We start from the raw sequence: 25355 nt of genomic DNA on the forward strand, positions 1-25355 counted from the left end.
GATTCGTCACGCGCACTTGCGGCTGCGTATGTCAGGCTTGACCACTCGTGATGGCCGGCGCTGTCGAATGCGGGTTTTCCCTGATCTTTCGGTTTGTCGATTCCCACCCGCCCCGTTCGACGTGCTATCGAGGGTCGTCCTCGTTTCTTCTTCAGGAGCAATCAATCATGGCTACCAACACAGTCCGTCTACACCGTGTCCTGCGTACCTCGCCCGACAAGATCTATCGCGCATTCGTCCAGCCCGGCGCCTTCGAGCGCTGGCTCCCGCCGTTCGGCTTCGTCGGCAAGGTCCACGCCATGGAGCCGGTGGTGGGCGGGGCCTGGCGCATGTCCTTCACCAACTTCGGCAGCGGCCACAGCCACTCGTTCGGCGGGAAGTATCTGGAGCTCGTGCCCGGCAAGCGCATTGCCTACGACGCGGCTTTCGACGATCCGAACCTGCCCGGCACGATGAAGACGACCGTGGTCCTGACCGAAGTGTCCTGCGGCACGGATGTCTCGATCGTGCAGGAAGGCATCCCGGAAGTGATTCCGACGGAGATGTGCTACCTGGGGTGGCAGGAGTCGCTGGTCTCGCTGGCTCAGCTGGTCGAGCCGAACATTCCGGGCTGAACTCGGGCACGGGGCCGTATCCGGAAATCCGGGCCATGCGGCGGTTACAGCCCCGCACACTGCGAACGCCGCATCTCTGTACGCTGTGCAGGAGCACAACCTCAGGAGAGCGCGCATGGCCAGAAACATCGAGGAGTTCTTCGCTCGCTACGAGGAAGGGGCGAACTCCTTCGATCCGGACCTCGTGGCTTCGCTGTACACGTCGGAGTTCATGGCCGGCGATCTCAACGGCGTGTCGTGTGGCCGGAACGATCAGGCGCTTCGCGATGCCTTCATCCAGCGCAAGGAGTTCTTCCACAAGATCGGCTTCAGGCGTGCCAAGGTCCTGCATGTGGAGCCGACGCCGCTCGACGGAAAGTACACGATGGCCAAGGTGCACTGGCACATGACGTTCGAGAAGGAGCCCGGCCACCCGCTCGAATTCAGGTTCTTCATCACGTACTTCCTGTACGACCCGGGAACCGGACCGAAGGCCGCGTTCTGGATCTCGCACGACGACGAGCAGAAGGTCATGCGCGACGCGGGCCTCATCTCGGGCTGAAGCCCGCGTGGCCTGGCTCGGCCACGCTTGAACTGGCTCAAGGCAGCCGCGAAATCCTCTGCGTCAGCAGATCGAAGAACCCCTGCGCATCCCCTTCCGCGATCCAGTTCACATTGGCCGGCTTCTTCAGCCCGCCATACCAGTCCACCACCGTCTGCCCGAACCCGAGCCCTTCGCGGCTGTCGACTTCCACGTTCACCTTGCGCCCCCTGAAGAGCGATGGCTGCAGCAGGTAGGCGACCACGGTGGCATCGTGCACAGGCCCGCCGGGCAGGCCGTAGTACTGCATGTCGTGCTGCACGTACGCGTCGAGGATGTCGGCCACGGTCCGGCCGGCCTGGTTGCCGAGGCCGCGCAGCTTGGCGATGCGCTCGGGGCTGGTGAGCACCTTGTGCGTGAGGTCCAGCGGCAGCATGGTGATCGGCACGCCGCTCTTCAGCACGATCTCGGCCGCGTGCGGATCGGCGAACACGTTGAACTCGGCGGTGGGCGTGATGTTGCCGCCGTTGAAATGCGCGCCGCCCATGAGCACCAGCTCGCGAAGGCCGCGCGTGATGTCGGGCGCCTGCGTGAGCGCCAGCGCGAGGTTGGTTTCGGGGCCGAGCATCGCGAGCGTCACGCTCTTCTCGGGCGCGGCGCGCAGCGTGCGGATCAGGTAATCGACCGCATTGCCCTCGGCCAGCGGCTGGCTTGGCTCATGCACCTTCACGCCGGTGATGCCTTCGCTGCCGTGGATGTCGGCCGCATAGATCGGCGTGCGCAGCAGGGGGCGCGGTGCACCGGCATAGATGGCGACGTCGGGCCGCTTCGCCCACTCGCGCGCGAGGCGCGCGTTGCGCGAAGTCTTCGAAAGCGGCACGTTGCCGGCCACGGTGGTGAGCGCCTGGATCTTCAACTGCTCGGGCGAAGCCATGGCGAACAGCAGCGCGATCACGTCGTCGGCGCCCGGGTCGGTGTCGATGATGAGCGTGTGCGTCGTTGCCGGGGTGGCGTCGGCGGCGTGGGCCTTCGGGGCGATGAAGCTGGCGGTCAAGAGGGCAACGAGTCCGAGAAAAAGAATCGGGAAGAGCGCGGCGAGGCGCGATGGCAGCGCCAGTGCTGCGGGCCTTGAATGCATGGGGAAGACTCCTTGCGGACGCTGTGAAGAAAGCGCCTCTCGAATCAGTCTGCCAGAGCATCGCGCGGCACGAACACCGGAACGCGAAGGCATTTTCGATGCGCTCGCGCGTGGCCGCAACGTTGCGCATACCAAGGCGTTAGCGCATCGGAAAGGCCGAAACTGAAAGTGCGCAAGGCACGGCGAAGAGGTTTCATCCGCCGTGCCCGAGGCCATGCCCCGCGTGTTGCAAAAACGCCGCTTGTTCAGGCCACGCCCGAGCCGGACGGCCGCAGGCGCTGCGCGAAGAAGGCCAGTATCTCGTCGCGCGCAGCCACCGTGGGCTGCCCCGCTTCGTCGATCAGGTGCGCCGTCACCACGCTGTGCGGACTCGCCACCACCTGCGCGAAGAAGGGCGGCGTATTGGTGTTGGCCGCGCTGTCGGGCAGCACGCGCGCCACGAAGCGCTCGCCCAGCGCCTGCGAGAAGGCCGCGAAGCGCTGCGCCCTGCAGTGCCTGTCGCCCTCGAAGCGGTAGGCCATGGCGGTCAGGTCCTCACGCTCCAGCCGCTCGCGCACGGAGGCCAGTTCGTCCGGCGACATGTTCGTGGCCTCCGGCTTGTCCATCGGCAGCGAGGGCTGGCACACCACCGGCGCGAGCATCGCGGGCTCCAGCATCATCGAGAGCGCGAAGTTGCCCGTGAAGCACATGCCGATCGCACCGACACCGGGCCCGCCGCACTCGGCATGCGCGAACCGCGCGAGCGAGCGCAGCCACTGCGTGACCGGGCTCGACTCGTTGGCCGCGAAGGCGCGGAACTCCGCGCTGACGCAGGCGCGCCCGAACACCGCGATGCCTTCTTCCGCGCCGGGCACCGCGCCATCACGCCCGAACAGCGAAGGCATGTAGACGGTGAAGCCCGCGTCGCGCACCCAGCGTGCGAAGCGCGCTACGTGCGGGCTGATGCCGGGCATCTCGGTCATCACGATCACGGCCGGGCCCTGGCCCATGAAGTAGACCTTCTTCTCGATGCCGTCGAGCGTGATCTGGCGCGCGGTGAAGTCGTCGAGCGGGTCGTCTTCGTTCAGGGGGCGTTGCTGTGCCATGGGGTTTCCTTTTTGCCGTTCAGGTCGTGCGAAAGCCGTGAAGCTTGTATTGGACCTTCGGCCTCATCAGAATGACAGTGTCCAATTCGACTCCTTTCAGGCTTTATCGGCCAACCATTCAGATGCATGACTTCACCGTGCTGGTGCTGCCCGGCGCCTTCAATTCCAGCGTCGCGGTCACCATGGACATCCTCGGCGCAGCCGAAGCGATGGCTGCCCGCGCGAGCGTCGCGCCGCCCCGTTGGCGGGTGTGCTCGGTGCACGGCGGCCCAGTGCAACTGCGCGCCGGCATGAGCCTCGACACAACGCGCATGCCCGTGCGCCCGCGCGACGATCGTTCCACATGGGTGGTGCCGGGGCTCGGCCTCAACACGCCCGGCGAGATCCGCCGATGCCTCGAGAGCGACGACGCCGTCAAAGCCATCGCAGGCCTCGCACGCCACGCCAAGGCCGGCGGGCAGGTCGCGGCCTCGTGCTCGGCCGTGTTCCTGTTGAACGCCGCCGGCCTGCTGCAGGGCCGGCGCGCGACGGTTTCATGGTGGTACGCGCCGCTGCTCGCACGCATGTCGCCCGGCTGCACCGTCGATGCCGACCGCATGGTGTGCTCCGACGGCCCAGTTGTCACCGCGGGCGCCGCCTTCGCGCAGACCGACCTGATGCTGCACCTGCTGCGCGAGCGCTGCGGCAGCGCGCTCACCGATCTGGTCTCGCGCATGCTGCTGATCGACGGCCGCCAGGCGCAGGCACCGTTCATCGCGGCGGAGGTGCTGGCCAGCGGCAACGACCTGGTGGCGCGGCTCGCGGCGCGGGTCGAGTCGGCATTGCCCGAGGCGCCGGCGGTGAGCGAGCTGGCGCGCGAGTTCTGCATGTCGGAGCGCACGCTGTCGCGCCACATCCGCAAGGCCACCGGCAAGAGCACGCAGGCGCTGGTGCAGAGCGTGAGGCTGCGGCGCGCCCGCGCGCTGCTCGAGTCCAGCCGCATGACGGTCGAGCAGGTGGCGGGGGCAGTGGGGTATCAAGACGCCACGGCATTGCGGCGCCTGATGAAGAAGGTGGCCGGAGCGAACCCCAGCCGCTACCGCGCCTGAGCAGGCGCGGCGGCTGTCGGCATTACTTCTTGCGCGCCGCGATCGCCTGCTCGGCCTTCGCAACCAGGTCCGCGCCGACGGTGGCCTTCCACTTGTCGTACACCGGCCGCGTCGCCTTCACGAACTCGGCGCGCTCGGCCGGCGTGAGGCTGGTCACGGTCACGCCCATGCCGGCGATGTCCTTGAGCACGGGCTTGTCGGCTTCCACCAGGCCCTTGCGTGCGATGACGATCTCTTCCTTGCCCGCATCGATGGCCGCCTGACGCACGATGGCCTGGTCGGCCGGCGTCCACGAGGCCCAGATTTCCTTGTTGACCACGAACACCAGCGGGTCGGCCACATAGCCCCAGGTGGTCACGAACTTCTGGCCCACGGTCTGCATCTTCAGCACCGTGAACAGGAAGAGCGGGTTCTCCTGGCCGTCGACAGCGCCGCTGGCGAGCGCTGGCTGTGCATCGGCCCAGCTCATCTGCGTGGGGTTGGCGCCCAGCGCGGTGAACATGTCGGAGTAGATGGGCGAGCCCACCACGCGGATCTTCATGCCCTTGATGTCGGCCGGCGACTTGATCGGCTTCTTCGAGTTGGTGATCTCGCGAAAGCCGTTCTCGCCCCATGCGAGCGGCACCACGCCGGCCTTGTCGAGCGTCTTGAACATCTCCTTGCCCACCTCGCCCTGCGTGAGCGCGTCGATGGCCGCGTAGTCGGGCATCAGGAAGGGCATGGAGAACAGGTTGAGCTGCTTGACCTGTGGCGACCAGTTGATGGTCGAGCCCACGGCCATGTCGATCACGCCCTGGCGCAGCGCGCTGAACTCGCGCGTCTGGTCGCCCTGAATGAGCGACACGCCCGGGTACAGCTTGATGTTGATGCGGCCCTGCGTGCGCTCCTTCACCAGGTCGGCCCAGATCTTCCCGGCCTGGCCCCACGGCGTGGGCGGGCCCAGCACCAGCGACATCTTGTACTCGGGCTTGTAGGCGGCCTGCGCCATGGCGCCGGACGAGAACATGCCGAGGGCGGTGGCAACGGCTGCGAGGCCGAGCAGGGTGCGGCGGAATTTCATGATCAAGGCTCTCCTAATAATGGTTCTGCGACGGGACGGACGAAAGAATGAAATCAGTAGCCGAGCTTGCGCGGCAGCCAGAGCGCGAGCTCGGGGAAGATGATGACCAGCACCATCACCACGAACATCGAGAACAGCATCCAGCCCACCCAGCGCACGGTTTCTTCCATGCGCACCTTCGCGATGCGGCACGACACCATGAGGTTGACCGCCAGCGGTGGCGTGAACTGGCCCAGCGCCACCTTCAGCGTGAGGATCACGCCGAACCACACCGGGTCCCACTTGTAGTACTGCACGATGGGCAGCAGCAGCGGCACGAAGATCAGGAAGATCGACACGCCGTCGAGGAACATGCCCACGGTGATGAGCAGCAAGATGAGCAGCGCCAGGATGCCGTACTCGCCCAGCCCCGAGTTCACGATGGCGCGCGTCACCGGGTCGATCACGCCCAGCGTCGAGAGCGAATACGCGAAGATGCCCGCCAGCGACACCACCAGCAGGATCACCGCCGAGAGCTCGCCCGACTCGCGCAAGATCACGAACAGGTCGCGCACCTTGATGGTCCGGTGGATGCACATGCCCACGAAGAGGCCGTAGAACACCGCCACCACCGCCGCCTCGGTGGGCGTGAACCAGCCCGCGCGCATGCCGCCGAGGATGAGCACCGGCGCCGCCAGCCCCCAGGTCGCTTCGCGAAAGCTCTTCCAAAAAGGCGGGCGCGGCAGCGTGGCCTCGAGCGCGCCCATCTTGTGCTTGCGGGCGAGCCACACGGCCGGAATCATCAGCGCCAGGCCGGCCATCACGCCGGGCACCATGCCGGCCGCGAACAGCGCGGGCACCGAAGCGCCGGGCACCAGCACCGAGTAGACGATGAAGGCGACCGAAGGCGGAATGAGAATGTCGGTGGCCGCCGCCGCGCCCACCACACTGGCCGAGTAGGCCGCGGGGTAGCCGGCGCGCGACATGGCCGCGATCATCACCGCGCCCACCGCTGCCGCATTGGCCGGGCCCGAGCCCGAGATGCCGCCGAGGAACATCGCCACCGCAATCGCCACCAGCGGCAGCATGCCGGGGCCGCGCCCCACGATGGCAATGGCAAAGTTGACGAGGCGCAGCGCCACGCCCGAGCGGTCGAAGATGGAGCCGACCAGCACGAACATCGGAATGGCCAGCAGCGGATATTTGCCGAGGCCGGCATAGAAGTTCTGCGGCACGGCCAGCAGGCCGAACCACTGGGCGTCGCTGTTGGCCAGCGCAATGCAGGCGGCGCCCGCCAGGCCCAGCGCGGCGCCGATGGGCACGCCCACCAGCATCATCACGACGAAGGCGACGAAGAGCAGGGTGGCGATCACGACGCGTCGCCCTTGCTGTTGTTGTCTTCAGCGTCTCCGTGCGTCGTCTCGCGTCCGCGGCGGATCATGAGGCCTATGGCCCGCAGCGCGATGGCGAAAGACACGATGGGCAGCCAGATCGAATACCACCAGGAGGGCAGGCCGATGCCGGGCGTCGTCTCCTCGAAGCGGTAGTCGTCCCACACCATGCGGATGCTGAGCGCGCCGATGAGCGTGAAGAGCACGGCGATCATCAGCGCCCCGAACTGCGCCAGCCGCTTGCGCCGCGCCATCGAGCCGCTTTCGGAGAAGTACTCGATGCGGATGTGCCGGTCGCGCGCCACCGCGGCCGAGCCGGCCACCAGCGCCAGCATGATCATGAGGAACACCGAGAACTCCTCCGTCCAGGCGAAGGAAGAATCGGTGAAGTAGCGGACGATGACGTTGGCAAAGGTGATGAGCGCCAGCGCGCCCATGATGATGACCGTGAGCCAGTCCTCGATGGCAAGGGGAACCTTGGTCGGTTCGTCTGCGGCTTCGATGTCGGGGGGAATGGGGCTGGCGGCGTCCAGCGTGGGGCCGGACTCGGGTGGAGTTGTCATCGCAGGATGGTCAGTGAGGCACGCACGAACGCCATGTCACCGGGCGGACGCCGGGACGCGTTCCGTACACCTCGACAGGGAAACTGTTACCGATGCTAGGGGGTCCATGACCATTCATGTATCGGGGGTTTCCTTAGCCGGGTGGCCTGGGGCGGGGCTTTGGGAGCGGCTTTCGGGGCGTGTGCACAGGGCGCCGGGGAGTGCGGCTGTGGGATTGGTGTTTCGAGCGCTGCGGCGGATTGCAGAGGGACGTGCGGAAGCGTGGCACTGAACTCTTGTGAGACACCGGCGGTGGACAAGCGGAAGTCGAAGGGCAGTGAACTCGGAAAGTCGACTTTGACTGCCCCGCAAAACCGGCGTCGGCAGCATCCAGCCACGGTTCTCAATGAGATGGCTACGCTGTAGGCGGCAAGTGACTGGTCCAGCGGACGACGAACGCTCCTGAAGAGACATCCACCGTCACAATGTCCGTCATGGAGCGAGCCACCCAAGCAAAGGCCCGGGATCAAAGTCGTACTTCTGTTGAATCTCGCTACGCTGACGAAAGATTTCTTTCCGTCTGAGCTCCAGCATCGCCACTATCGATTCGTCCTCCCACTCCTCGGCGCGAAAGACCCCTAGCAGCTGGTCACAAGTGCGGTAAAGCCTGATTGGTCTATGGGCAAGTAGGTCCTTTATTTGGCTGGCGATGTGAGCGGCAAGGCGATGAGGAACTCGACCCTTGAGAGTTTGTTTGGTCGCGGCGATAAGTGACAGAGGCCCTATATCACCTGGCAGAAGCTGCAAAGCATCCGCTTGGTAAGGTTTTTCGAGCCAGTAATCTAGGTCTGCCAGGCTGTCGAGAATGACCGGCAGGCACTCGTTCAAGTCGGATCTCCATTCAGGAGGAATCCGCTTCGAATGTCGGCGGGCAAACAATGCCGTCCACACTGGCCGTAGGTAATCGCCTGTGGTGTGAACCTTCTTGCGCAGGAGGATGTTGAACAATCGATCGAGATCTTCGTCCTTTAGTTCTGAGACGAGTTTCGCGAGCGTTGGAGTGGCCGACTCCCCACGGCCAATCAACTCCGACCATGCGATCTCGAAGGAGCCGCTAGAGCCATCGCACGCAATTTGCTCAATTACTTGACGCCAGGTAGACCCAGCAGAATGGTGCGTACCGATCCACCACAATGGCTGCGGGCTACCGCAGAACACGCGCACAGCTGCATCGAGAACTTCACTTGGCAAGGCAGTCATGATCGACGCAGCTGAATCCAAGTCCAAAAGATCAGGGGCGATGACCTTGGCTACCTCAGGCGGCACCGAGCGTCGCGTAAGTGCGGCGGCCGTGATCCATCGCTTATCGTCTCTCGGGGCAGCGACCGCGTTGAGGACTCGTGTTCGATCTGCTTCGCCCAGAACTTCCCAGCCATCAATCAGGTCTGCCACGATCCTCAGCGTTGCTGCAGTTCCGTTGACCCCTAGAAGCTTGGCTATCCGCTCCTCTCGATCGGAAGGTGTCTGCTCCGTTGCTTTGAGCAGCAGAGTGGTGATCCCCGCCTGAAAATCAGAGAGGACCTTTCCGCGCTGGGCCTGACGGAGTACCCATCCGATCACCGAATCCACGACGTCGAGCTTCACATGGTGTGGTAGGTGGTCCAGACAATCTTCGACGACGCTATACATTCTGGCGTCATTGAACACGGCACCGACGGGAAGGGCACGGATCGCACTTGGGAAGGTAGCGGAAAAAATTTCCCAAGGAGTCTCAGTTCGTGATCCCGTGAACTCCTCGCGGCCGAAAACCGTCAGCACCGGTAGGACTGCGGCCGCAGCCCCTGGTGCACTACAGGTGTTTGCGAGCCGCTCTAACAGCAGGCCTCGCCGCGAAGAACTGAGTTTTCCCCACGCTCGTATGCATCCCTCGAGCGCCGCCTTGGCAACGCTGGGGTGCGTGTCGCTGAAGATCGAGTCTAGGACGGACTCGTCGTCAGATCGGTCCACCCGCAGCCATGACTTGGCGGCGGCTGCGCGTATGGCTGCCTCGTCGCGCTGGAGGAATATTTGAGCGTCCCAAGCGCTCAGCTCCCTCGGCGTTTGCAAAAAATAGCGGATGAGGTTTACCAGCGCTCCAATGTCCACAGCTCCATTGGCCCGCCTAAACGACGCCAGGTCCCCGGCGACTTCTGGAGAGGATATGGGACGCAGAAGTTCGAATACGTCGCTAGACTCATCGATTAGGTCTATCGCGTATCCGTCGCCGCTGATCCATATAACTGATTGGACGTCAACATCGGTGCAGCCAACCCAGGTGCCCACGTCATCCTGCAATTCGACCGGAAGGGATGAGAGATGTCTCAGCAGAAATGCTAGGCAAAGGTCTCGAGTTGCGATAAACCTGCACCTTGTGACGCCCTCAATGGCCAGTTCGACAACTGCGTCTCGCCATGGTGAGTCTCCTACTTGGTCAAACACACCATCAAGGTTGCGTGCTGCCGCACGGGAAACACGCGGCTGTCGCGTGAACAGCGCACGCCTAAGAGCAGAGATGAGTCGCTTGCCAGATGCGGTGCTTCTAGGTCTTGTTGCCCATCCCGCCGCAGCTCGGTAGAAAGGATGACTGAACGTTGCTCCATCACCTTCCACCGACAGAATTCGATGGGTCTCCAAGTACTCAATTCGGTCTTCGTGCGCTCTGTTGTGCACGGGAGTCGATTCGTACTGTATGCGCTTCTGCAGCATTGCGGCAGCCTTACTCCGCAACGAGAATTCCCCATCTTCTGCTTTGGCGCCAGGTAGGCTGTCGCCCCCGCTTCCCAGAACAAACGCGATGGACTCAGGGTCGATTCGTTCTGAGGGCGTTGAGCCTACCCATAGAGCTAACAAAACATCCTCGCAGCCATCGCTGCGGAGGGTCTGAGCAAAGGTTTCTGCATCTTCACGCGCCAGGCGCGCGCAGTCGCGTAGATCTGCTCCCAGAGGGAGCCGATGGTGATGGGCTGCCAAGTGAGTGAGACAGCCGGGCTCCAAATCGAGGGTGCTGTCCTGAAGTGCAATGGCCACCCTTGTGGCTAATTCCGACGGGACCTTGAACTCAGCCGCATGCCGTTCCCACACTGCTGCTTGAAACGCCGGCGTCGCAATGCTCGCGTCAATCCACGTCTTCCCTGCCGTTGTGACTTGGTGCACGCTCGTTCGACCTGAGGCACTAAGCAGTCTCTCTTGGCCTTGACAAACGATCAGAGCATCATGCTTGTGCAACCGTTTGATGAGCTTGTCCAACTCTCGGAGAACTTTTTCTCCCTGACTGCCGTTGTATTCGACGGGGTCGTCTAGCAGCACCAACCGCGGAGAAGGTCCCGGCTGTTGCAACACTCGAGCTGCCGCTTCGACGTCGAACATAAGCTTGACGTCGTATCCTTGATTGACGAAGTCTGCCGCGATCCGCCGTGCTGCATCTGATTTGCCAACGCGCGTTCGCCCGGAAAGCAGCAAAACCCTCTCGTCCGACAACATCTTCGTCCATTGCGTCTCGTCGCCGCGCTCGACGTAGTTCGTAGGCCGGATTGTTGTGCCGCGGGCGTCAGCCACGATTGCACGAGTGCCTGGATATGCATCATTACGTGACCGCTTGCATTGGGCAACATGATCCAAGATGCGATTCAAGATATCGGGAAGGCGATCCTGCGGAACACCGCTCAGTGCTGCATGGCATGCAGAAACTACGTCCTTCTTGCGCCGATACTCAAGCACTAGTACACGTCGAAGCACGTCCTTCAATTTTCTTGCATCAGCTGTAGCTACGAATTCGGCGATGGCCTTCTTGCGTGCAACATGCAAGAGGCTGCCGGGTGTACCGTCTGGAACAACAAGTAAGCACGCGTCGAGCAACTGGGAGACCACGGCCTTTGTTATGCGATTTTCAGGATGGGGGTCGCCAAGCCACTCAGGATCGGCAACGAAAACGGAGGCCGAATCATCACACCGCCCGGAGAACACTAGCAATCCCAACCTGTTTGGGTCTCGATAGAGGCGGTTAAGCAGGAAGTCGGCCTTGCCGTAAGCAGGGAAGTGGCAAAGAACTTCTGCGACGCGATCGAGGCCGACGTTGCTCTTCGAGCCTTTGACCTGTACCTCGATTGTGGTTGGTATAGGGTGCCTCGGAAGTCGGAGTTCTCCATCTTCTCCTTTGTGTGGCTCGACCAACATCTGCGCACCTTCATGAGCGAAGAACCGCAGCATCAGCTCAATACAGACTAGGTCTTGTAGTTCGTACTTCTCTGGGGAAACCGTGGCGATACTCAAGCTTTTATCTCCGATAGCTATTTCCTTGCCGGCAGCACAGTGGGCATTCCTGCGGCAGCGGGAGATTGCTTGTGCGCTCCGTGGGTCGACCGTGCGTGGGAACGTCATCTGCGTATCGATGGCAGGCCCATCTCTCTATGCGGGCGACGCCTAAAGCGGACTGTGTATACCCAAATATTCATCGACTCCTCCAAGCCAACTACAGTCTATGCGCAACACACGGATGATCAGCATGGAACACTCAGTTGCCGACGAGGCCTACTCCAAAAAACCCAACTAGGCCGAATTGCCTTTGTCACAAAGACTACAGCCGCCGGACCCCTGAGCCTTCGTTCTCTAGGCGGGCTGCGAACCTCGCAGCCCGCAGGCCAACTGCTATCCGCCAGCCTCAGGCGCCCCACGCCGCGCCTTCTCACTCATCTGAAACAACTCCCCAGCCTTGCGAGCCATCTCAGCCGCAAGCCAAAGTAGATTGTTCAACTGCCGAGGCCCATCTCCGCTGCACCAGTCGATCTCTTCCCCGTGGCAAACCCACAGTAGAGCTTCGAGCTGAGTAAGGGTGTTTTCAAGAAGATCCGCAGGGTCTTGTTGGGCGGTTTCTGCGGAAGCTACCGGCGTAGTTGGCCGGGCTATAGTCTTGGTAGCCATTGATGTGCGCTCCTTAGAGGTGATTGCACGTTTTTGGTTAGACGGCCGCGGTGTTACGAGCACCCTGGCCGTCGCCTTTTGATACCTCGCATCTGCATCAGTGCTTTCGCACCGACAACCTGCCGCGAGGCAAGCAGCCTTCAAACATCTCGGTGGTGGCTTGGTGTGTGCGCCTTTCTTGTCCCCTTGTTGGGGTATCGAGTGACAGGGGCATTCACTCTAGAGAAGAACCCGGCAAAGCAGCCGCTGCTGCAGCACGAAGTCGCGAAGACTGCCAACAAATGCAGCTTCCGCAATGCGCTGCACATGCGCCTCGTGAGCCGCGCTGTGCCAGTCAACAGAGCCAGGAGTGGCACTCAACGCTCAGGCCGATGGGGTGCCTTGCGCAGCGAAATAAAGGAGGAGGCCGAAGGCCGGGGGACATTCGCGGAGCAAGGTACCCCGTCGGCCTGAGCGCCCCGGATGCGAATGAGCGGAGGGCTTCAGTCCATCCAGCCCCGAGCCCGGTCCAGATGCTCACGGCACTCGCGCACCATGCGTTCCAGCAGTTCCGCGCAAGTCGGAATGTCGTCGATCAGCCCGATGCACTGGCCGGCCGAGACCACGCCGCCGTGCACCTCGCCAGACTCCAGCGCCGCACGTCCGCGCGCGCCGGCCACCAGCGGGCGCACGTCCTCGAACTCGCAGCCGCCCGGACGGTTCTCGGTGGCCACCACTTCTTCGGAGATGGCGTTGCGGAACACGCGCGCCGTGTTGTGCAGGGTGCGGAACATCAGCTTGGTGTCGCGCTCGGTCGCCTCCACCAGCGCCTGCTTGATGTTGTCGTGGATCGGCGCCTCCTTGGTCACACAGAAGCGCGTGCCCATGTTGATGCCTTCGGCGCCCAGCGCCAGCGCTGCCGCCATGCCGCGCCCGTCGGCGATGCCGCCTGACGCGATGATCGGAATGCGCAGCTTGCGCGCCGCCACAGGCAGCAGCACCAGGCCGGGCACGTCGTCCTCGCCCGGATGGCCCGCGCACTCGAAGCCGTCCACCGACACCGCATCGACGCCGTTGCGCTCCGCCGAGAGCGCGTGGCGCACCGAGGTGCACTTGTGGACGATCTTCACGTCGTGCTCCTTCAGCGCCGCGATGAAGTCCTTCGGGCTGTTGCCCGCGGTCTCGACGATCTTCACGCCGCTGTCGATGATGGCCTGCACGTACTCCGCGTAAGGCGGTGGCTTCACCGCCGGCAGGATCGTGAGGTTCACGCCGAAGGGCTTGTCGGTCATCGTGCGCGTGCGCTCGATCTCGCGGCGCAGGTCGTCGGGCGTGGGCTGCGTGAGCGCGGTAACGATGCCGAGGCCCCCGGCGTTCGACACGGCCGACGCCAGCTCGGCGCGGCCCACCCATTGCATGCCGCCCTGGATGATCGGGTAGCGGATGCCCAGCAGTTCGGTGATGCGGGTCTTCATCGTCGCGGCCTCTCTCTTACAGCGCCTTCACCAGTTCCGGCACGGCCGTGAACAGGTCGGCCACGAGGCCGTAGTCGGCCACCGAGAAGATCGGGGCTTCTTCGTCCTTGTTGATCGCCACGATCACCTTGGAGTCCTTCATGCCGGCCAGATGCTGGATCGCACCCGAGATGCCTGCTGCGATGTACAGCTGGGGGGCGACGATCTTGCCGGTCTGGCCCACCTGCCAGTCGTTCGGGGCGTAGCCTGCATCGACGGCCGCGCGGCTGGCGCCGAGACCGGCGTTGAGCTTGTCGGCCAGGGGGGCCATCACTTCGGTGAACTTCTCGGCGCTGCCCAGGGCACGGCCGCCCGAGACGATGATCTTGGCTGCCGTCAGTTCGGGACGCTCGCTCTTCGTGACTTCCCGGCCCACGAAGCTGCTCTTGCCGCTGTCGGCCACGCCTGCAGCCGATTCGACGGCTGCGCTGCCACCCGTGGCTGCTGCCGCATCGAAACCGGTCGTGCGAACGGTGATCACCTTGGTCGCGTCGCTGCTCTGCACCGTGGCAATCGCATTGCCCGCGTAGATCGGACGCTCGAAGGTGTCGGCGCTCACCACGGCCGTGATGTCGCTGATCTGGGCCACATCGAGCTTGGCAGCCACGCGCGGGGCGACGTTCTTGCCGTTGGCGGTCGAGGGGAACAGGATGTGGCTGTAGTTGCCGGCGATGGCCAGGACTTGAGCTGCGACGTTCTCGGCGAGGTTCTCGGCCAGGCTCGGGCTGTCGGCCGCGATGACCTTGGAGACGCCGGCGATCTGGGCGGCTGCCTTGGCCGCTTCAGCGGCATTGGCGCCAGCCACCAGCACATGGACATCACCACCGCAGGCCAGCGCCGCGGTCACGGTGTTGAGGGTGGCCGGCTTGATGCTGGCGTGGTCGTGTTCGGCAATAACAAGTGCGGTCATGTTCAGATCACCTTCGCTTCGTTCTTCAGTTTGTCCACCAGCGTTGCAACGTCAGGCACCTTGATGCCGGCACCACGCTTCGGCGGCTCAGCGACCTTCAGCGTCTTCAGGCGGGGCTTCACGTCCACGCCCAGGTCCTCGGGCTTGACCGTGTCGAGCTGCTTCTTCTTGGCCTTCATGATGTTGGGCAGCGTCACGTAGCGCGGCTCGTTCAGGCGCAGGTCGGTGGTGATGACCGCGGGCAGCGTGAGTGCAACGGTCTCCAGGCCGCCGTCGACTTCACGGGTGACGGTGGCCTTGTCGCCAGCGACTTCGACCTTCGAGGCGAAGGTGGCTTGGGGCAGATCGGCCAGCGCAGCCAGCATCTGGCCGGTCTGGTTGGCGTCGTCGTCGATCGCTTGCTTGCCGAGGATGACCAGCTGGGGCTGTTCCTTGTCGACCAGCGCCTTCAGCAGCTTGGCCACGGCCAGGGGCTGCAGTTCTTCAGTCGTCTCGACCAGGATGCCGCGGTCGGCGCCGATGGCCATCGCGGTGCGCAGGGTTTCCTGGCTCTTGGCGTCGCCGCAGGAGACTGCGATCACCTCGGTGACCACGCCCTTTTCCTTCAGCCGCACCGCTTCTTCAACGGCGATCTCGTCGAAGGGGTTCATGCTCATCTTGACGTTGGCAATGTCCACTCCGGTGCCGTCGCTCTTCACGCGCACCTTCACGTTGTAGTCGACGACCCGTTTGACGGGGACCAGAACCTTCATGGCTGTTCCTTTGAATGACGAAGAAGAGAAGAAATGAGGAAGTGAGGAAGTGAGGAAGTGAGGAAACGGCTTACTCGAGCTTGGCGCCCGACTGCTTGATCAGGCGCTCCCACACAGGGCGCTCTGCCTTCCATGCGGTGGCGAAGAGCTCGGGGGAACTTTCCTTGACCTCGAAGCCCATGGCCGCGATGCGCTCGCGCACGTCGGGCTGCTGCGTGGCCTTGCGCACTTCCTCGGCGATGCGGTCCACGATGGGCTTGGGCGTCTTCGCGGGCACCGCGATGGCGAGCCAGCCGGTCACGCGGTAGGCCTCGTCCTTCAGGCCCTGCTCGGCCAGCGTGGGCACGTTGGGCAGCGTGCTCATGCGGCGCTCGCCGCTCACGCCGATGGCACGGATCTTCCCGGAGTCGATGTGCGGCTTGGCCACCAGTGCGCTGGCATACGCCATCTGGATCTGGCCGCCGATCAGGTCCTGCATCATCGGCGCCTCGCCCTTGTAGGCGACGTGGCTCATGTCCGACTGCGTCGAGAGGCTCATGTGCGCGCCGGCCAGGTGCGGGTAGGCACCGATGCCGTACGAGCCATAGGCCACCTTGCCCTTGTTGGCGACGACGTACTTCAGCAACTCGGGGCCGGTCTTGGCCGGCACGCTGGGGTGCACCACCAGCACCAGCGGCGCCGCCGCGATCTGGAAGACCAGCGTGAGGTCGCGCGCCGTGTCGTAGGGCAGCTTCTCGTAGAGGAACTCGTTGGTCATCAGCGAGTTGCTCAGGCCCAGCACGATGGTGTAGCCGTCGGGCGCCGACTTGGCGACTGCGTCGGTGCCGATGATGCCGGCCGCGCCGGGCTTGTTGTCGATGACGACGGGCTGGCCCATGCCGGCCGACATCTTCTGGCCGATCACGCGTGCGAGCACGTCGGTGGCGCCGCCGGCCGCGAAGGGCACGACCATGCGGATGGGCTTGTTCGGGTAGGGGGCCTGTGCATGTGCGGGCGTCAGCGCAACGAGCGCCGCGGCAGATGCGGCTGCGCACAGCAGGGCGCGGCGGTTCGAGTTCGTACGGGTCATGGTTTGTCTCCCTTTGGGTTTCAGAAAGTCTCGAAGAAGAAGTTCAGTTGAGCGCAATGCGGGTCTTGAAGGGCAGGGGCTCCAGCGCCTTGTGCAGCCGCTCCTGCAGCGGCGCGGCCAGCGCGCCCGCCGCAGCGCCGTCGATCTGCACGCGCACGAGGCTCTCGCCCTCGGTCTTCACCACGGGCCGCGCGGCCTCGGGCACGCCCAGCCCGGCGCAGGCTTCGGCGACGGCGGCGTTCACCACCTGCAGCGCGGCCATCGCGCGCAGCTCGGGCTTGTAGATCTTCCCGACGTTGGTCATCGGCATGGTCGCGATCACCGACACCCACTTGGGCCGGGCCGGAGCCTCGTCCACGCGAGCGGAGGTGAAGGCCAGCAGCTCTTCTTCCGTCGCCGAGGCGCCGGGCACCAGCGTCGCGAAGATCACGGGCAGCTCGCCCGCGTAGGCATCGGGTGCGCCGACGGCCGCGCACAGCTGCACGGCGGGGTGCGCGCCCAGTGCGTCCTCGATGGTCTTGGGGTCGATGTTGTGGCCGCTGCGGATGATGAGGTCCTTCGAGCGGCCCGTGAGGTTGAGCCGCTCCTCGTCGTCGATCCAGCCCAGGTCGCCGGTGGCGAGCCAGCCGTCGGCGGTGAAGGCCTTGGCGTTGTCCGCAGGGTCCACGAAGCCGGAGAACACGTTGGGCGACTTGAAGAGCACCATGCCCTGCTCGCCGCGCGGCATCTCGCGGTCGCTGGCGTTGCCGTTCTCGTCGAGCGCCACCACGCGCATCTGCATGTACGGCAGGCGAAAGCCTACGCAGCCCGCGGGCCCGTTCACGCCGGGCGGCGTGATGGTCGAGATGCCGGCCATCTCCGTCATGCCCAGGCTCTCGTGCACGTGCAGGCCGAACAGGCGCTCGAAGCGCGCGGCCAGCTCGGGCGCGAGCACGGCGGCGCCGGTGCGGCAGTAGGTGATCGACGAGATGTCCGCGCCGTCCAGCGGCACGTTGGCCAGCGCCGCAAGCACGGTGGGCACGGCCGACAGCGAGGTCGGGCGGTACTTGGCCACCAGCTTCCAGTAGTTGGCCAGCACCTCCTTGTTGCGCAGCAGCGAGGGCGTGGGAATGATCACCTCCACGCCCGCCGACAGCGACGAGAGCGAGGCCGGCAGCACGCCCGCCACGTGGAACAGCGGGTAGCCGTTGATGGAGATGCCGTTCTCGTTCATGCCCGCGACCTGCACGCTGGCCCATGCGGTGAACACCTGCGCGCCGTGGCTGTGGCGCGCGAGCTTGGGCGCGCCGGTGGTGCCGCCGGTGTGGAAGTAGGCGGCGATGTCCGAAGGAGCGATGTTGCGGCCGCTCACGAGGCGGTCGTCGGGTTGCGCGGCGCGAAGCACGTCGAACTCAGCGACGCATTCGGGCAGTGCACCGGCTGCGCCGGGCGCCTCGTCGTGCGGTGCCACGCGCAGCACGGTGGTGAGCGTCGGCACCTGGCCGCGCAGGCGCATGGCCTTCGACCACATGCCCGACTCGGCATCGGAGCCGTAGGCGATCAGCACCTTGGCGCGGCCGGCGGTCATCAGCGCGACCAGCTTCTCGTCGGTGAGCAGCGGGTTCAGCGGCTGCACGATGCCGGCCGCCTCGCCGCCCCACAGCGCGAGGTGGTACTCGAGGCAGCCTGGCAGCAGCACGGCGACCGCGTCGTCGGGCCCCACGCCCAGCGCGTGCAGCATGTTGGCGGTCTGGTGGATGCGCGAGAGCAGCTCGGCATAAGACCAGCGGATCGGCTCGTCGGCCGGGTTGCCGGTGCGCAGGAAGGTCAGCGCGGTCTTGTCGCCGAAGGCATGGCCCGCGTTGCGGAAGATCTCGTAGGTGCTGCGCACGGTGAGCGCCTGCTCGAGCGGCGTTTCCTCCAGCTTGCGGATGTCGGCGAGGCTGCGCACGGGCAACGCGGGGCGGAACGGCGCGCTCACCGGTGTGCCGTAGTCATTCTCGTATTTCTGCGTCATGTCTGTCTCCTTTGTTTCGTCGCCCTGCGGACCTGTGCGTTCTACTGGTTCGTGATGTGGTTGTCGCGAATCACCTTGCCCCAGCGCTCGAAGTCTTCCTTCATGCGCACGCCGGTCTGCTCGGGCGTGCGGTAGGCGGCGAAGGTGCCCACGCTCTGTAGCTTTTCCTGTACTTCCTTGTCGGCCAGCGCCTTCTTCAGCTCGGCGCTCATGCGGTCGACGATGTCCTTCGGCGTGCCTGCCGGTGCCAGCAGGCCGCCCCACGAGGTGGCGTCGAAGCCCGGGAAGCCCTGCTCGGCCACCGTCTTCACGTCGGGCAGCAGGCTCACGCGCTGGCCGGAGCCGACGGCGATGGCGCGCAGCTTGCCGGACTTGATGTGCGGCAGCACGCCCACGAGGTCGGAGAACATCGCGGGCACCTGGCCGCCGATCAGGTCGGTCACGGCCGGCGCGCTGCCGCGGTAGGGCACGTGCTGCATCTCGAACTTGCCGATGGTCTTCAGCTGCTCGGTCGTCAGGTGGCCGAAGCTGCCGGAGCCGGCGCTCGTGTAGTTGAGCTTGCCGCCCTCGGCCTTGGCCTTGGCGATCAGGCCCTGCACGCCGGTGACGTCGGGCAGCGACTTCGGATTGACCACCAGCACGATCGGCAGGTCGTAGATGCTGCCCACGGGCGTGAAGTTCTTGAAGATGTCGTAGCCGGGCGATGCGTAGAGATGCGAGGCCAGCAGCGTGGGCGTGGCCAGCGTCACGAAGGTGTAGCCGTCGGCCGCCGCGCGCGACGCAGCCGCCGCGCCCACGGTGCCCGAGGCGCCGCTGCGGTTGTCGATCACGATGCTCTGGCCCAGCGCCACCGACATCTTCTGCGCCACGATGCGCGAAGCCACGTCGGTGGGGCCGCCGGGCGGGAAGGGCACGATCAGCGTGATCGGCTTGGCGGGCCAGGCCTGGGCGAAGGCGGTGCCGGCCACCAGGGGCAGGGCGAGAGCGAGGAGGGCGCGGCGCAGGGGGCTGCGCAGGGAAAGGGATGCCATTGGTTTGTCTTCCTTGGGATTTCAGGGGTCTTTTTCTTCAGACGACGCCGTTCGTCTTCAGCGCCGCGAGCTTCTCGTCCGACAGGCCGAGCAGCGACTGCAGCACGTCGTGCGTGCCTTCGCCCAGCGTGGGCGGCGCGCTGCGCACCGGCAGGCGCTCGCCGTCGAAGCGGTAGGGCGGCGCCAGCACGTTGACGGTGCCCGCCATCGGATGCGGCTGCGTGGTCACGAGGCCGGCATCGGTCGCGCGCTTCGATTGCAGCGCCTCCAGCAGGCCCAGCACCTCGCCGCACGGAATGCCGGCGGCAGTGAGCTTTTCGAGCAGGTCGACGCGCTGGCGCTTCGCCAGTTCGGCGTGCAGCTCGGGCAGCAGCGCGGCGCGGTTGGCCGAGCGCAGGATGTTGGTCTTGAAGCGCTCGTCGGCCGCGAGGTCGGGCCGCTCGATCACCTCGGTGCAGAAGCGCGCGAACTGCGAGTTGTTGCCCACGGTGATGACCAGCGGGCCGTCGGCCGCGTCGAACACGCCATACGGCACGATCGACGGATGCGAGTTGCCGTAGCGCGGCGGGTCTTCGCCCATGAGCAGCGCCTCGAGGCCGTAGTAGGCGGTGATCATCAGGCCGCAGTCGTACAGCGCCATCTCCACGTGCCGGCCCTTGCCGGTCTTCTCGCGCTGGTAGAGCGCCGCGAGGATGGCCTGTGCCGAGTACATGCCGGTGAACAGGTCGACGGCGGCCACGCCGAACTTCAGCGGCGGCTGGTTGGCTTCGCCGTTGAGCGCCATCAGGCCGGCCTCGCCCTGCACCACGAGGTCATAGCCCGGACGCGCGGCTTCGGGGCCGGTGCGGTCGTAGCCCGAGATCGAGCAGTAGATGAGGCCCGGATGCTCCTTGCTCAGCTGCTCGTAGCCCAGGCCCAGCTTGTCGATGCCGCCGAACTTGAAGTTCTGGATCACCACGTCGCACTGCTTCGCGAGGTCGCGCGCGAGCTGCTGGCCCTCGGGCGTCTGCAGGTCGAGCGTGACCGAGCGCTTGTTGCGGTTCACGCTGTTGAAGTAGGCGGTCTCGGTCTTGCCCACGCGCAGGCCCCAGTCGCGCGTGTCGTCGCCGCGGCCCGGATGCTCCACCTTGATGACTTCGGCGCCCATGTCGGCCAGCACCATGCCGCACCAGGGGCCCGCGAGGATGCGGGACAGATCGAGAACGCGAACGCCGGCGAGCGGCAGCGATGAATTCGGCAATGGCATGAGATCAGCTCCCTGGAAACGAGAAAGCCTCACACGGTGAACACGGCGTGCGAGGCGGAAAGGCGGGTCGGGCAGCCCGCGTCAGGACGCGCCCTGCTTCTGGCGGCGCAGCGCGGCGAAGTCGGCCTTGCGCTTGCCGAGGAAGGCGCCGATGCCTTCGGCCGCTTCGGCATCCGCCTGCGACTCGACCATGTACACGGCCTCGGCTTCGAGCTGCTCTTCCAGCGTGGAGCGGTGCGCCTGTCGGCACAGCGTCTTGATGCGGGCGCTGGCGCGCTGCGGTCCACCGGCCACCTTGGCCGCGAGCGCGATGGCCTCGGCCAGCGCCGCGCCCTTGTCGGTCAGGCGGTTGACCGCGCCCAGCGCGTGCAGGCGCTCGGCCGGCATGCGGTCGCCGGTCAGGCACATCTCGGTGAGCACCTGGCGCGAGACGAACTCCGAGAGGAAGGCCGTGGCGCCGCCGTCGGGCGTGAGGCCGACCTTGACGTAGGCCACGGTGTAGAAGGCGTCGCGCGCCGACACCAGCATGTCGCAGGCCAGCGCCATCGACAGGCCAGCGCCGGCCGCGCCGCCTTCGACGGCCGCGATGACGGGCTTGCCGCAATCGCGGATCGCGCGGATCAGGTTGTTCAGGCCTTCGAGCTTCTCGCGGCGTTCGGACGCGGGCAGTTCGCGGCGCTTGGCCAGCAGGTTGAGGTCGCCGCCGGAGCAGAAGAAATCGCCTGCGCCGGTGAAGACGATGGCGCCGACCTCGGGGTCGTTCTGTGCATCGGCGAGCGCGGCCGAGAGTTCGGCGTACAGCGTCGGCGTGATCGCGTTGCGCGCGGCCGGGTTGCTGTTGGTGAGGATGCGCACGGCACCCTCCTGCGAGATCAGCACGGTCTTGTTGTCGCTCATCGCGCAAGCTCCTTGCCCAGGGCGATATAGCGCTGCAGGTGGTGGTCTTCGTCGCCCAACTGGTGGTCGATCATCACGAGGCGCTTGGCGTAGTGGGGCAGGGGCAACTCCCAGGTCATGCCGATGCCGCCGTGCATCTGGATGCTTTCCTGCGCCACCAGCGCGCCGATGCGGCCGATGCTGAACTTGGCGGCCGACAGCGCGCGCTCGCGCGTCAGGCGGTCGCCGGTGTCGATGGCGGCAGCGGCGTTGATGACGGCCGAGCGGGCCTGTTCGATTTCGAGCAGCAGGTCGGCCATGCGGTGCTGCAGCGCCTGGAAGCTGCCGATCAGCGTGCCGAACTGCTTGCGCGTGCGCAGGTATTCGAGCGTCGCGGCCTTGGCGGCTTCCATCGCGCCCACGGCTTCGGCGCAAAGCGCGAGCACGCCGCGTCCGATGGCGCGCTCCAGCGTGGCGTGGCCCTGGCCCTCGGCGCCGAGCAGCGCGTCTGCGCCCAGCTTCACGCCGTCGAACGAGAGCTCGGCGACGCGGCCGCCGTCGATGGCAGGGCAGCCGCGCACCGTGAGGCCAGCCGTCTTCGCGGGCACGAGGAACAGCGAGATGCCGGCTTCGTCGTCCACCTTGCCCGAGGTGCGGGCCGAGACGAGGAACAGGTCGGCCTGTTCGCCCTGCGGCACGACGGCCTTGGCGCCGTGCAGCACCCAGCCGTCGCCGTTGCGCTCGGCCTTCGTCTGCACGCGGGTGCGCTCGTAGTGCGTGTCGGCCTCGTCGTGCGCGAAGGCAGCGATGGTCACGCCGTTGATGATGTCGCCGATCTTTTCCTTCTGTGCATCGCTGCCGGCGGCGCTGATCGCCTCGCCGACCATCACCGCGCCCAGCAGCGGCTCGATCACGAGGCCGCGGCCCAGTGCCTCGAAGACCACGGCGATGTCGAAGCCGCCGCCGCCGAAGCCGCCATCGGCCTCGCTGAACAGCGCACCGATCACGCCGAGCTCGGCGAACTGCTGGAAGATTTCCTTGCTGAACCCGTGCTCCGACTTCGCGATGCGGTCGCGCGCGTCGAAGGCGTACCGCTCGCTGATGAAGCGGTTCAGGCTGTCGGCGAGCATGCGCCGGTCTTCGGTGTGTTCGAAGTTCATGGCATGTCTCCTTTACAGCCCGAGGATCATCTTGGAGATGATGTTCTTCTGGATTTCGTTCGAGCCGCCGAAGATCGACAGCTTGCGGTTGTTGAAATAGCGCGAGGCGGCGGCCGATGCGTAATCGGGGCCGAAGGTCTCGCCGGTGTAGCCATCCTTCAATGCTTCCGCGATGAAGGGGCGGCCGTACACACCCATCGCGCGGCGGGCGAGCGACGAGATTTCCTGGCGGATCTCGGTGCCGCGGATCTTCAGCATCGAGCTTTCCGCGCCCGGCACGCCGCCGCCGGCCACCGCCGCGATCACGCGCAGGTTGGTGGTCTTCATGTTCTCCAGGTCGATCTCGACGCGTGCCATGCGTGCGGCGAAGGCCGGGTCGTCGGCCAGCGGCTTGCCGTTCTTGGTCTGCGTGGCCGCAATGCCCTTCAACTGTTCGAGCGCGGCCACCGAGAAGCCTACGCCCGCGATGTTGGTGCGCTCGTAGGTCAGCAGGTACTTGGCGCAGGTCCAGCCCTTGTTCTCCTCGCCCACGAGGTTCTCGGCGGGCACGCGCACGTCGGAGAAGAACACCTCGTTCACTTCATGCTCGCCGTCGAGCGTGATGATCGGGCGCACTTCGACACCGGGCGACTCCATGTCGATCAGCAGGAAGCTGATGCCTTCCTGCTTCTTCGCCTCGCGGTTGGTGCGCACCAGGCAGAAGATCATGTTGGCGTGCTGGCCCAGCGTGGTCCAGGTCTTCTGGCCGTTCACGATGAAGTGGTCGCCCTGCGCGTCGATGCCGCGCACGGCGGTGGTCTTCACGGCAGCCAGGTCGGAGCCCGCGCCGGGTTCCGAGTAGCCCTGGCACCACCAGTCGGCGCCGTTCAGGATGCGCGGCAGCCAGTAGCTCTTCTGCGCCTCGTTGCCGTACTTGATGAGCACCGGGCCGAGCATGTTCACGCCGAAGGGCACGATGCGTGGCGCGAAGGCCAGTGCGCATTCGTGTTCGAAGATGAACTTCTCCACCGCCGTCCAGCCCGGTCCGCCGTACTGCTCGGGCCAGTGGTTGGCGAGCCAGCCGCGCTCGTTGAGAATGGCGTGCCATTCCTGCATGTCGGCCTTCTCGAGGATCTTGCCGCTGCGCACTTTCTCGGACAGCCGCACCGGCAGCTTCGCGGCCAGGAAGGCGCGCACTTCGCTGCGGAAGGCTTCTTCTTCGGGGTTGAAGTTCAGGTCCATGGCGGACTCCTCAATAGATTTCGAACAGGCCCGCGGCGCCCATGCCGCCGGCGATGCACATCGTGACCACGGCGTACTTGGCGCCGCGGCGCTTGCCTTCGATGAGCACGTGGCCCGCGAGGCGCGCGCCGGTCATGCCGAAGGGGTGGCCGATGGAGATCGCGCCGCCGTTCACGTTGAGCAGTTCCGAGGGAATGCCCAGCTTGTCCTGGCAGTAGATCGACTGCGAGGCGAAGGCCTCGTTGAGCTCCCACAGGCCGATGTCCTGCACCTTGAGGCCGTGGCGCGCGAGCAGCTTGGGCACTGCGAACACCGGGCCGATGCCCATTTCGTCGGGCTCGCAGCCGGCCACTGCGAGGCCGCGGAAGGCGCCCAGCGCCTTGATGTTGGCGCGCTCGGCATCCTTGGCTTCCATCAGCACGCAGGCCGACGCGCCGTCCGACAGCTGCGAGGCGTTGCCGGCGGTGATGAACTTGTCCTCGCCCATCACGGGCTTGAGCTTGGCGAGCGCCTCGTAGGTGGTGCCGCGGCGGTTGCAGTTGTCTTCCGTGGCGGTCACTTCGCGGTAGGTGACTTCCTTGGTTTCCTTGTCGGTCACCGCCATGGTGGTGGTGCAGGCGACGATCTCGTCCTTGTAGCGGCCGGCGATCTGCGCTTCTTCGGTGCGGCGCTGGCTCTCTGCCGAGAAGCGGTCCTGCGCCTCGCGGCTGATGTTGTAGCGCTTGGCGACGATGTCGGCGGTTTCGATCATCGCCATGTACAGCTCGGGCTTGTGCTCGACGATCCACGGGTCCATGCCGCTGTCGCCGCTGTCGGTGGCGCTGCGCGAGCGGATCTGCGAGATGCTCTCCACGCCGCCCGCGATCATGGCCGGCGCGCCGTCCACCACGATGCGGCCCGCGGCCATGGCGATGGCCTGCAGGCCCGAGGCGCAGAAGCGGTTGACCGTGGTGCCGGCGATGCTGATAGGCAGGCCCGCGCGGATGATGGCCTGGCGCGCGATGTTGCGGCCGGTGGTGCCTTCGGGATAACCGCAGCCGAGGATGGCGTCCTCGATCAGCGCCGGGTCGAGGCCCGAGCGTTCCACCGCCGCCTTCACGGCGAAGGCCGCCAGCGTGGGGCCGGGGGTGATGTTGAATTCGCCGCGGTGCGCCTTGGTGAGCGGGGTGCGGGCGGTGGAAACGATGACGGCTTCACGCATGGGGATGTCTCCTGGACGGCTGACTGG

The 25355-nt window shown here is 65.5% G+C and carries 20 protein-coding genes; 3 read left to right on the forward strand and 17 right to left on the reverse strand.

The window, feature by feature from the left end:
• The first annotated feature begins 167 nt into the window (after positions 1-167).
• Positions 168-614: an SRPBCC family protein gene (locus SFB74_RS04765; protein WP_432729589.1), complete on the forward strand. Its 447-nt coding sequence runs from the start codon at positions 168-170 to the stop codon at positions 612-614.
• Between the two features lie 115 nt (positions 615-729).
• Positions 730-1155 (forward strand): hypothetical protein, encoded by a 426-nt coding sequence (locus SFB74_RS04770; RefSeq protein WP_432729591.1) that lies wholly within the window; start codon positions 730-732, stop codon positions 1153-1155.
• Positions 1156-1192: 37 nt separating this feature from the next.
• Here SFB74_RS04770 and SFB74_RS04775 read toward each other — a convergent pair whose 3' ends face one another.
• Positions 1193-2272: a nucleoside hydrolase gene (locus SFB74_RS04775; protein WP_432729592.1), complete on the reverse strand. Its 1080-nt coding sequence runs from the start codon at positions 2270-2272 to the stop codon at positions 1193-1195.
• A 245-nt stretch (positions 2273-2517) separates the two neighbouring features.
• Positions 2518-3357, reverse strand: a complete 840-nt coding sequence (locus SFB74_RS04780) for a dienelactone hydrolase family protein (RefSeq protein WP_432729593.1) — start codon at positions 3355-3357, stop codon at positions 2518-2520.
• Positions 3358-3479: 122 nt separating this feature from the next.
• Between SFB74_RS04780 and SFB74_RS04785 the strand changes: the two genes are divergently transcribed.
• Entirely contained in the window at positions 3480-4445 is a 966-nt protein-coding gene (locus SFB74_RS04785) for a GlxA family transcriptional regulator (RefSeq protein WP_432729595.1), read from the forward strand.
• A gap of 22 nt (positions 4446-4467) precedes the next feature.
• On the opposite strand, the gene SFB74_RS04790 is transcribed toward SFB74_RS04785, so the two are convergent.
• From SFB74_RS04790 to SFB74_RS04860, 15 genes are all read right to left on the reverse strand, one after another.
• Entirely contained in the window at positions 4468-5505 is a 1038-nt protein-coding gene (locus SFB74_RS04790) for a DctP family TRAP transporter solute-binding subunit (protein WP_432729596.1), read from the reverse strand.
• A gap of 53 nt (positions 5506-5558) precedes the next feature.
• Entirely contained in the window at positions 5559-6857 is a 1299-nt protein-coding gene (locus SFB74_RS04795) for a TRAP transporter large permease (protein ID WP_093207423.1), read from the reverse strand.
• Positions 6854-7438, reverse strand: coding sequence for a TRAP transporter small permease (locus SFB74_RS04800; protein ID WP_432729598.1), 585 nt, complete (start codon positions 7436-7438; stop codon positions 6854-6856). Before SFB74_RS04800 ends, SFB74_RS04795 begins: the two co-directional genes overlap by 4 nt.
• A 471-nt stretch (positions 7439-7909) precedes the next feature.
• Positions 7910-11725: a hypothetical protein gene (locus SFB74_RS04805; protein ID WP_432729599.1), complete on the reverse strand. Its 3816-nt coding sequence runs from the start codon at positions 11723-11725 to the stop codon at positions 7910-7912.
• Between the two features lie 1130 nt (positions 11726-12855).
• Positions 12856-13827: an NAD(P)H-dependent flavin oxidoreductase gene (locus SFB74_RS04810; protein ID WP_432729600.1), complete on the reverse strand. Its 972-nt coding sequence runs from the start codon at positions 13825-13827 to the stop codon at positions 12856-12858.
• A gap of 16 nt (positions 13828-13843) precedes the next feature.
• Complete coding sequence (locus SFB74_RS04815) at positions 13844-14776, reverse strand: electron transfer flavoprotein subunit alpha/FixB family protein (protein WP_301512158.1); 933 nt, start codon at positions 14774-14776, stop codon at positions 13844-13846.
• A 2-nt stretch (positions 14777-14778) separates the two neighbouring features.
• Positions 14779-15528 (reverse strand): electron transfer flavoprotein subunit beta/FixA family protein, encoded by a 750-nt coding sequence (locus tag SFB74_RS04820; protein ID WP_019658398.1) that lies wholly within the window; start codon positions 15526-15528, stop codon positions 14779-14781.
• Between the two features lie 70 nt (positions 15529-15598).
• On the reverse strand, positions 15599-16597 hold the full coding sequence (locus SFB74_RS04825) for a Bug family tripartite tricarboxylate transporter substrate binding protein (protein ID WP_432729601.1): 999 nt from the start codon (positions 16595-16597) through the stop codon (positions 15599-15601).
• Positions 16598-16640: 43 nt separating this feature from the next.
• On the reverse strand, positions 16641-18527 hold the full coding sequence (locus SFB74_RS04830; protein ID WP_432729602.1) for an acyl-CoA synthetase: 1887 nt from the start codon (positions 18525-18527) through the stop codon (positions 16641-16643).
• Between the two features lie 107 nt (positions 18528-18634).
• A complete protein-coding gene (locus SFB74_RS04835; protein ID WP_432729604.1) occupies positions 18635-19624 on the reverse strand; it encodes a Bug family tripartite tricarboxylate transporter substrate binding protein in 990 nt (329 codons plus the stop codon).
• 37 nt (positions 19625-19661) lie between these two features.
• Positions 19662-20870: a CaiB/BaiF CoA transferase family protein gene (locus SFB74_RS04840; protein WP_432729605.1), complete on the reverse strand. Its 1209-nt coding sequence runs from the start codon at positions 20868-20870 to the stop codon at positions 19662-19664.
• 81 nt (positions 20871-20951) lie between these two features.
• Positions 20952-21767 carry an oxepin-CoA hydrolase, alternative type gene (locus tag SFB74_RS04845; RefSeq protein WP_432729606.1) on the reverse strand — a complete coding sequence of 272 codons (816 nt, stop codon included), beginning with the start codon at positions 21765-21767 and terminating at the stop codon, positions 20952-20954.
• Positions 21764-22906, reverse strand: coding sequence for an acyl-CoA dehydrogenase family protein (locus SFB74_RS04850; protein WP_432729607.1), 1143 nt, complete (start codon positions 22904-22906; stop codon positions 21764-21766). The genes SFB74_RS04845 and SFB74_RS04850 overlap by 4 nt, the downstream gene beginning before the upstream one ends.
• A 12-nt stretch (positions 22907-22918) precedes the next feature.
• Positions 22919-24127, reverse strand: coding sequence for an acyl-CoA dehydrogenase family protein (locus tag SFB74_RS04855; protein WP_432729608.1), 1209 nt, complete (start codon positions 24125-24127; stop codon positions 22919-22921).
• A gap of 10 nt (positions 24128-24137) precedes the next feature.
• The gene (locus SFB74_RS04860; protein WP_432729610.1) at positions 24138-25328 is read right to left on the reverse strand and encodes an acetyl-CoA C-acyltransferase; all 1191 of its coding nucleotides are present in this window, start codon (positions 25326-25328) and stop codon (positions 24138-24140) included.
• Between the last annotated feature and the right edge of the window lie 27 nt (positions 25329-25355).

Source organism: Variovorax xiamenensis (genome assembly GCF_050916385.1).
Taxonomy (GTDB): domain Bacteria; phylum Pseudomonadota; class Gammaproteobacteria; order Burkholderiales; family Burkholderiaceae_C; genus Variovorax.

Coding starts and splice junctions, on each gene's coding strand:
- SFB74_RS04765 (WP_432729589.1), top strand. CDS start 168: ATGGCTACCAACACAGTCCGTCTACACCGTGTCCTGCGTACCTCGCCC.
- SFB74_RS04770 (WP_432729591.1), top strand. CDS start 730: ATGGCCAGAAACATCGAGGAGTTCTTCGCTCGCTACGAGGAAGGGGCG.
- SFB74_RS04775 (WP_432729592.1), bottom strand. CDS start 2,272: ATGCATTCAAGGCCCGCAGCACTGGCGCTGCCATCGCGCCTCGCCGCG.
- SFB74_RS04780 (WP_432729593.1), bottom strand. CDS start 3,357: ATGGCACAGCAACGCCCCCTGAACGAAGACGACCCGCTCGACGACTTC.
- SFB74_RS04785 (WP_432729595.1), top strand. CDS start 3,480: ATGCATGACTTCACCGTGCTGGTGCTGCCCGGCGCCTTCAATTCCAGC.
- SFB74_RS04790 (WP_432729596.1), bottom strand. CDS start 5,505: ATGAAATTCCGCCGCACCCTGCTCGGCCTCGCAGCCGTTGCCACCGCC.
- SFB74_RS04800 (WP_432729598.1), bottom strand. CDS start 7,438: ATGACAACTCCACCCGAGTCCGGCCCCACGCTGGACGCCGCCAGCCCC.
- SFB74_RS04810 (WP_432729600.1), bottom strand. CDS start 13,827: ATGAAGACCCGCATCACCGAACTGCTGGGCATCCGCTACCCGATCATC.
- SFB74_RS04815 (WP_301512158.1), bottom strand. CDS start 14,776: ATGACCGCACTTGTTATTGCCGAACACGACCACGCCAGCATCAAGCCG.
- SFB74_RS04820 (WP_019658398.1), bottom strand. CDS start 15,528: ATGAAGGTTCTGGTCCCCGTCAAACGGGTCGTCGACTACAACGTGAAG.
- SFB74_RS04825 (WP_432729601.1), bottom strand. CDS start 16,597: ATGACCCGTACGAACTCGAACCGCCGCGCCCTGCTGTGCGCAGCCGCA.
- SFB74_RS04835 (WP_432729604.1), bottom strand. CDS start 19,624: ATGGCATCCCTTTCCCTGCGCAGCCCCCTGCGCCGCGCCCTCCTCGCT.
- SFB74_RS04840 (WP_432729605.1), bottom strand. CDS start 20,870: ATGCCATTGCCGAATTCATCGCTGCCGCTCGCCGGCGTTCGCGTTCTC.
- SFB74_RS04845 (WP_432729606.1), bottom strand. CDS start 21,767: ATGAGCGACAACAAGACCGTGCTGATCTCGCAGGAGGGTGCCGTGCGC.
- SFB74_RS04850 (WP_432729607.1), bottom strand. CDS start 22,906: ATGAACTTCGAACACACCGAAGACCGGCGCATGCTCGCCGACAGCCTG.
- SFB74_RS04855 (WP_432729608.1), bottom strand. CDS start 24,127: ATGGACCTGAACTTCAACCCCGAAGAAGAAGCCTTCCGCAGCGAAGTG.
- SFB74_RS04860 (WP_432729610.1), bottom strand. CDS start 25,328: ATGCGTGAAGCCGTCATCGTTTCCACCGCCCGCACCCCGCTCACCAAG.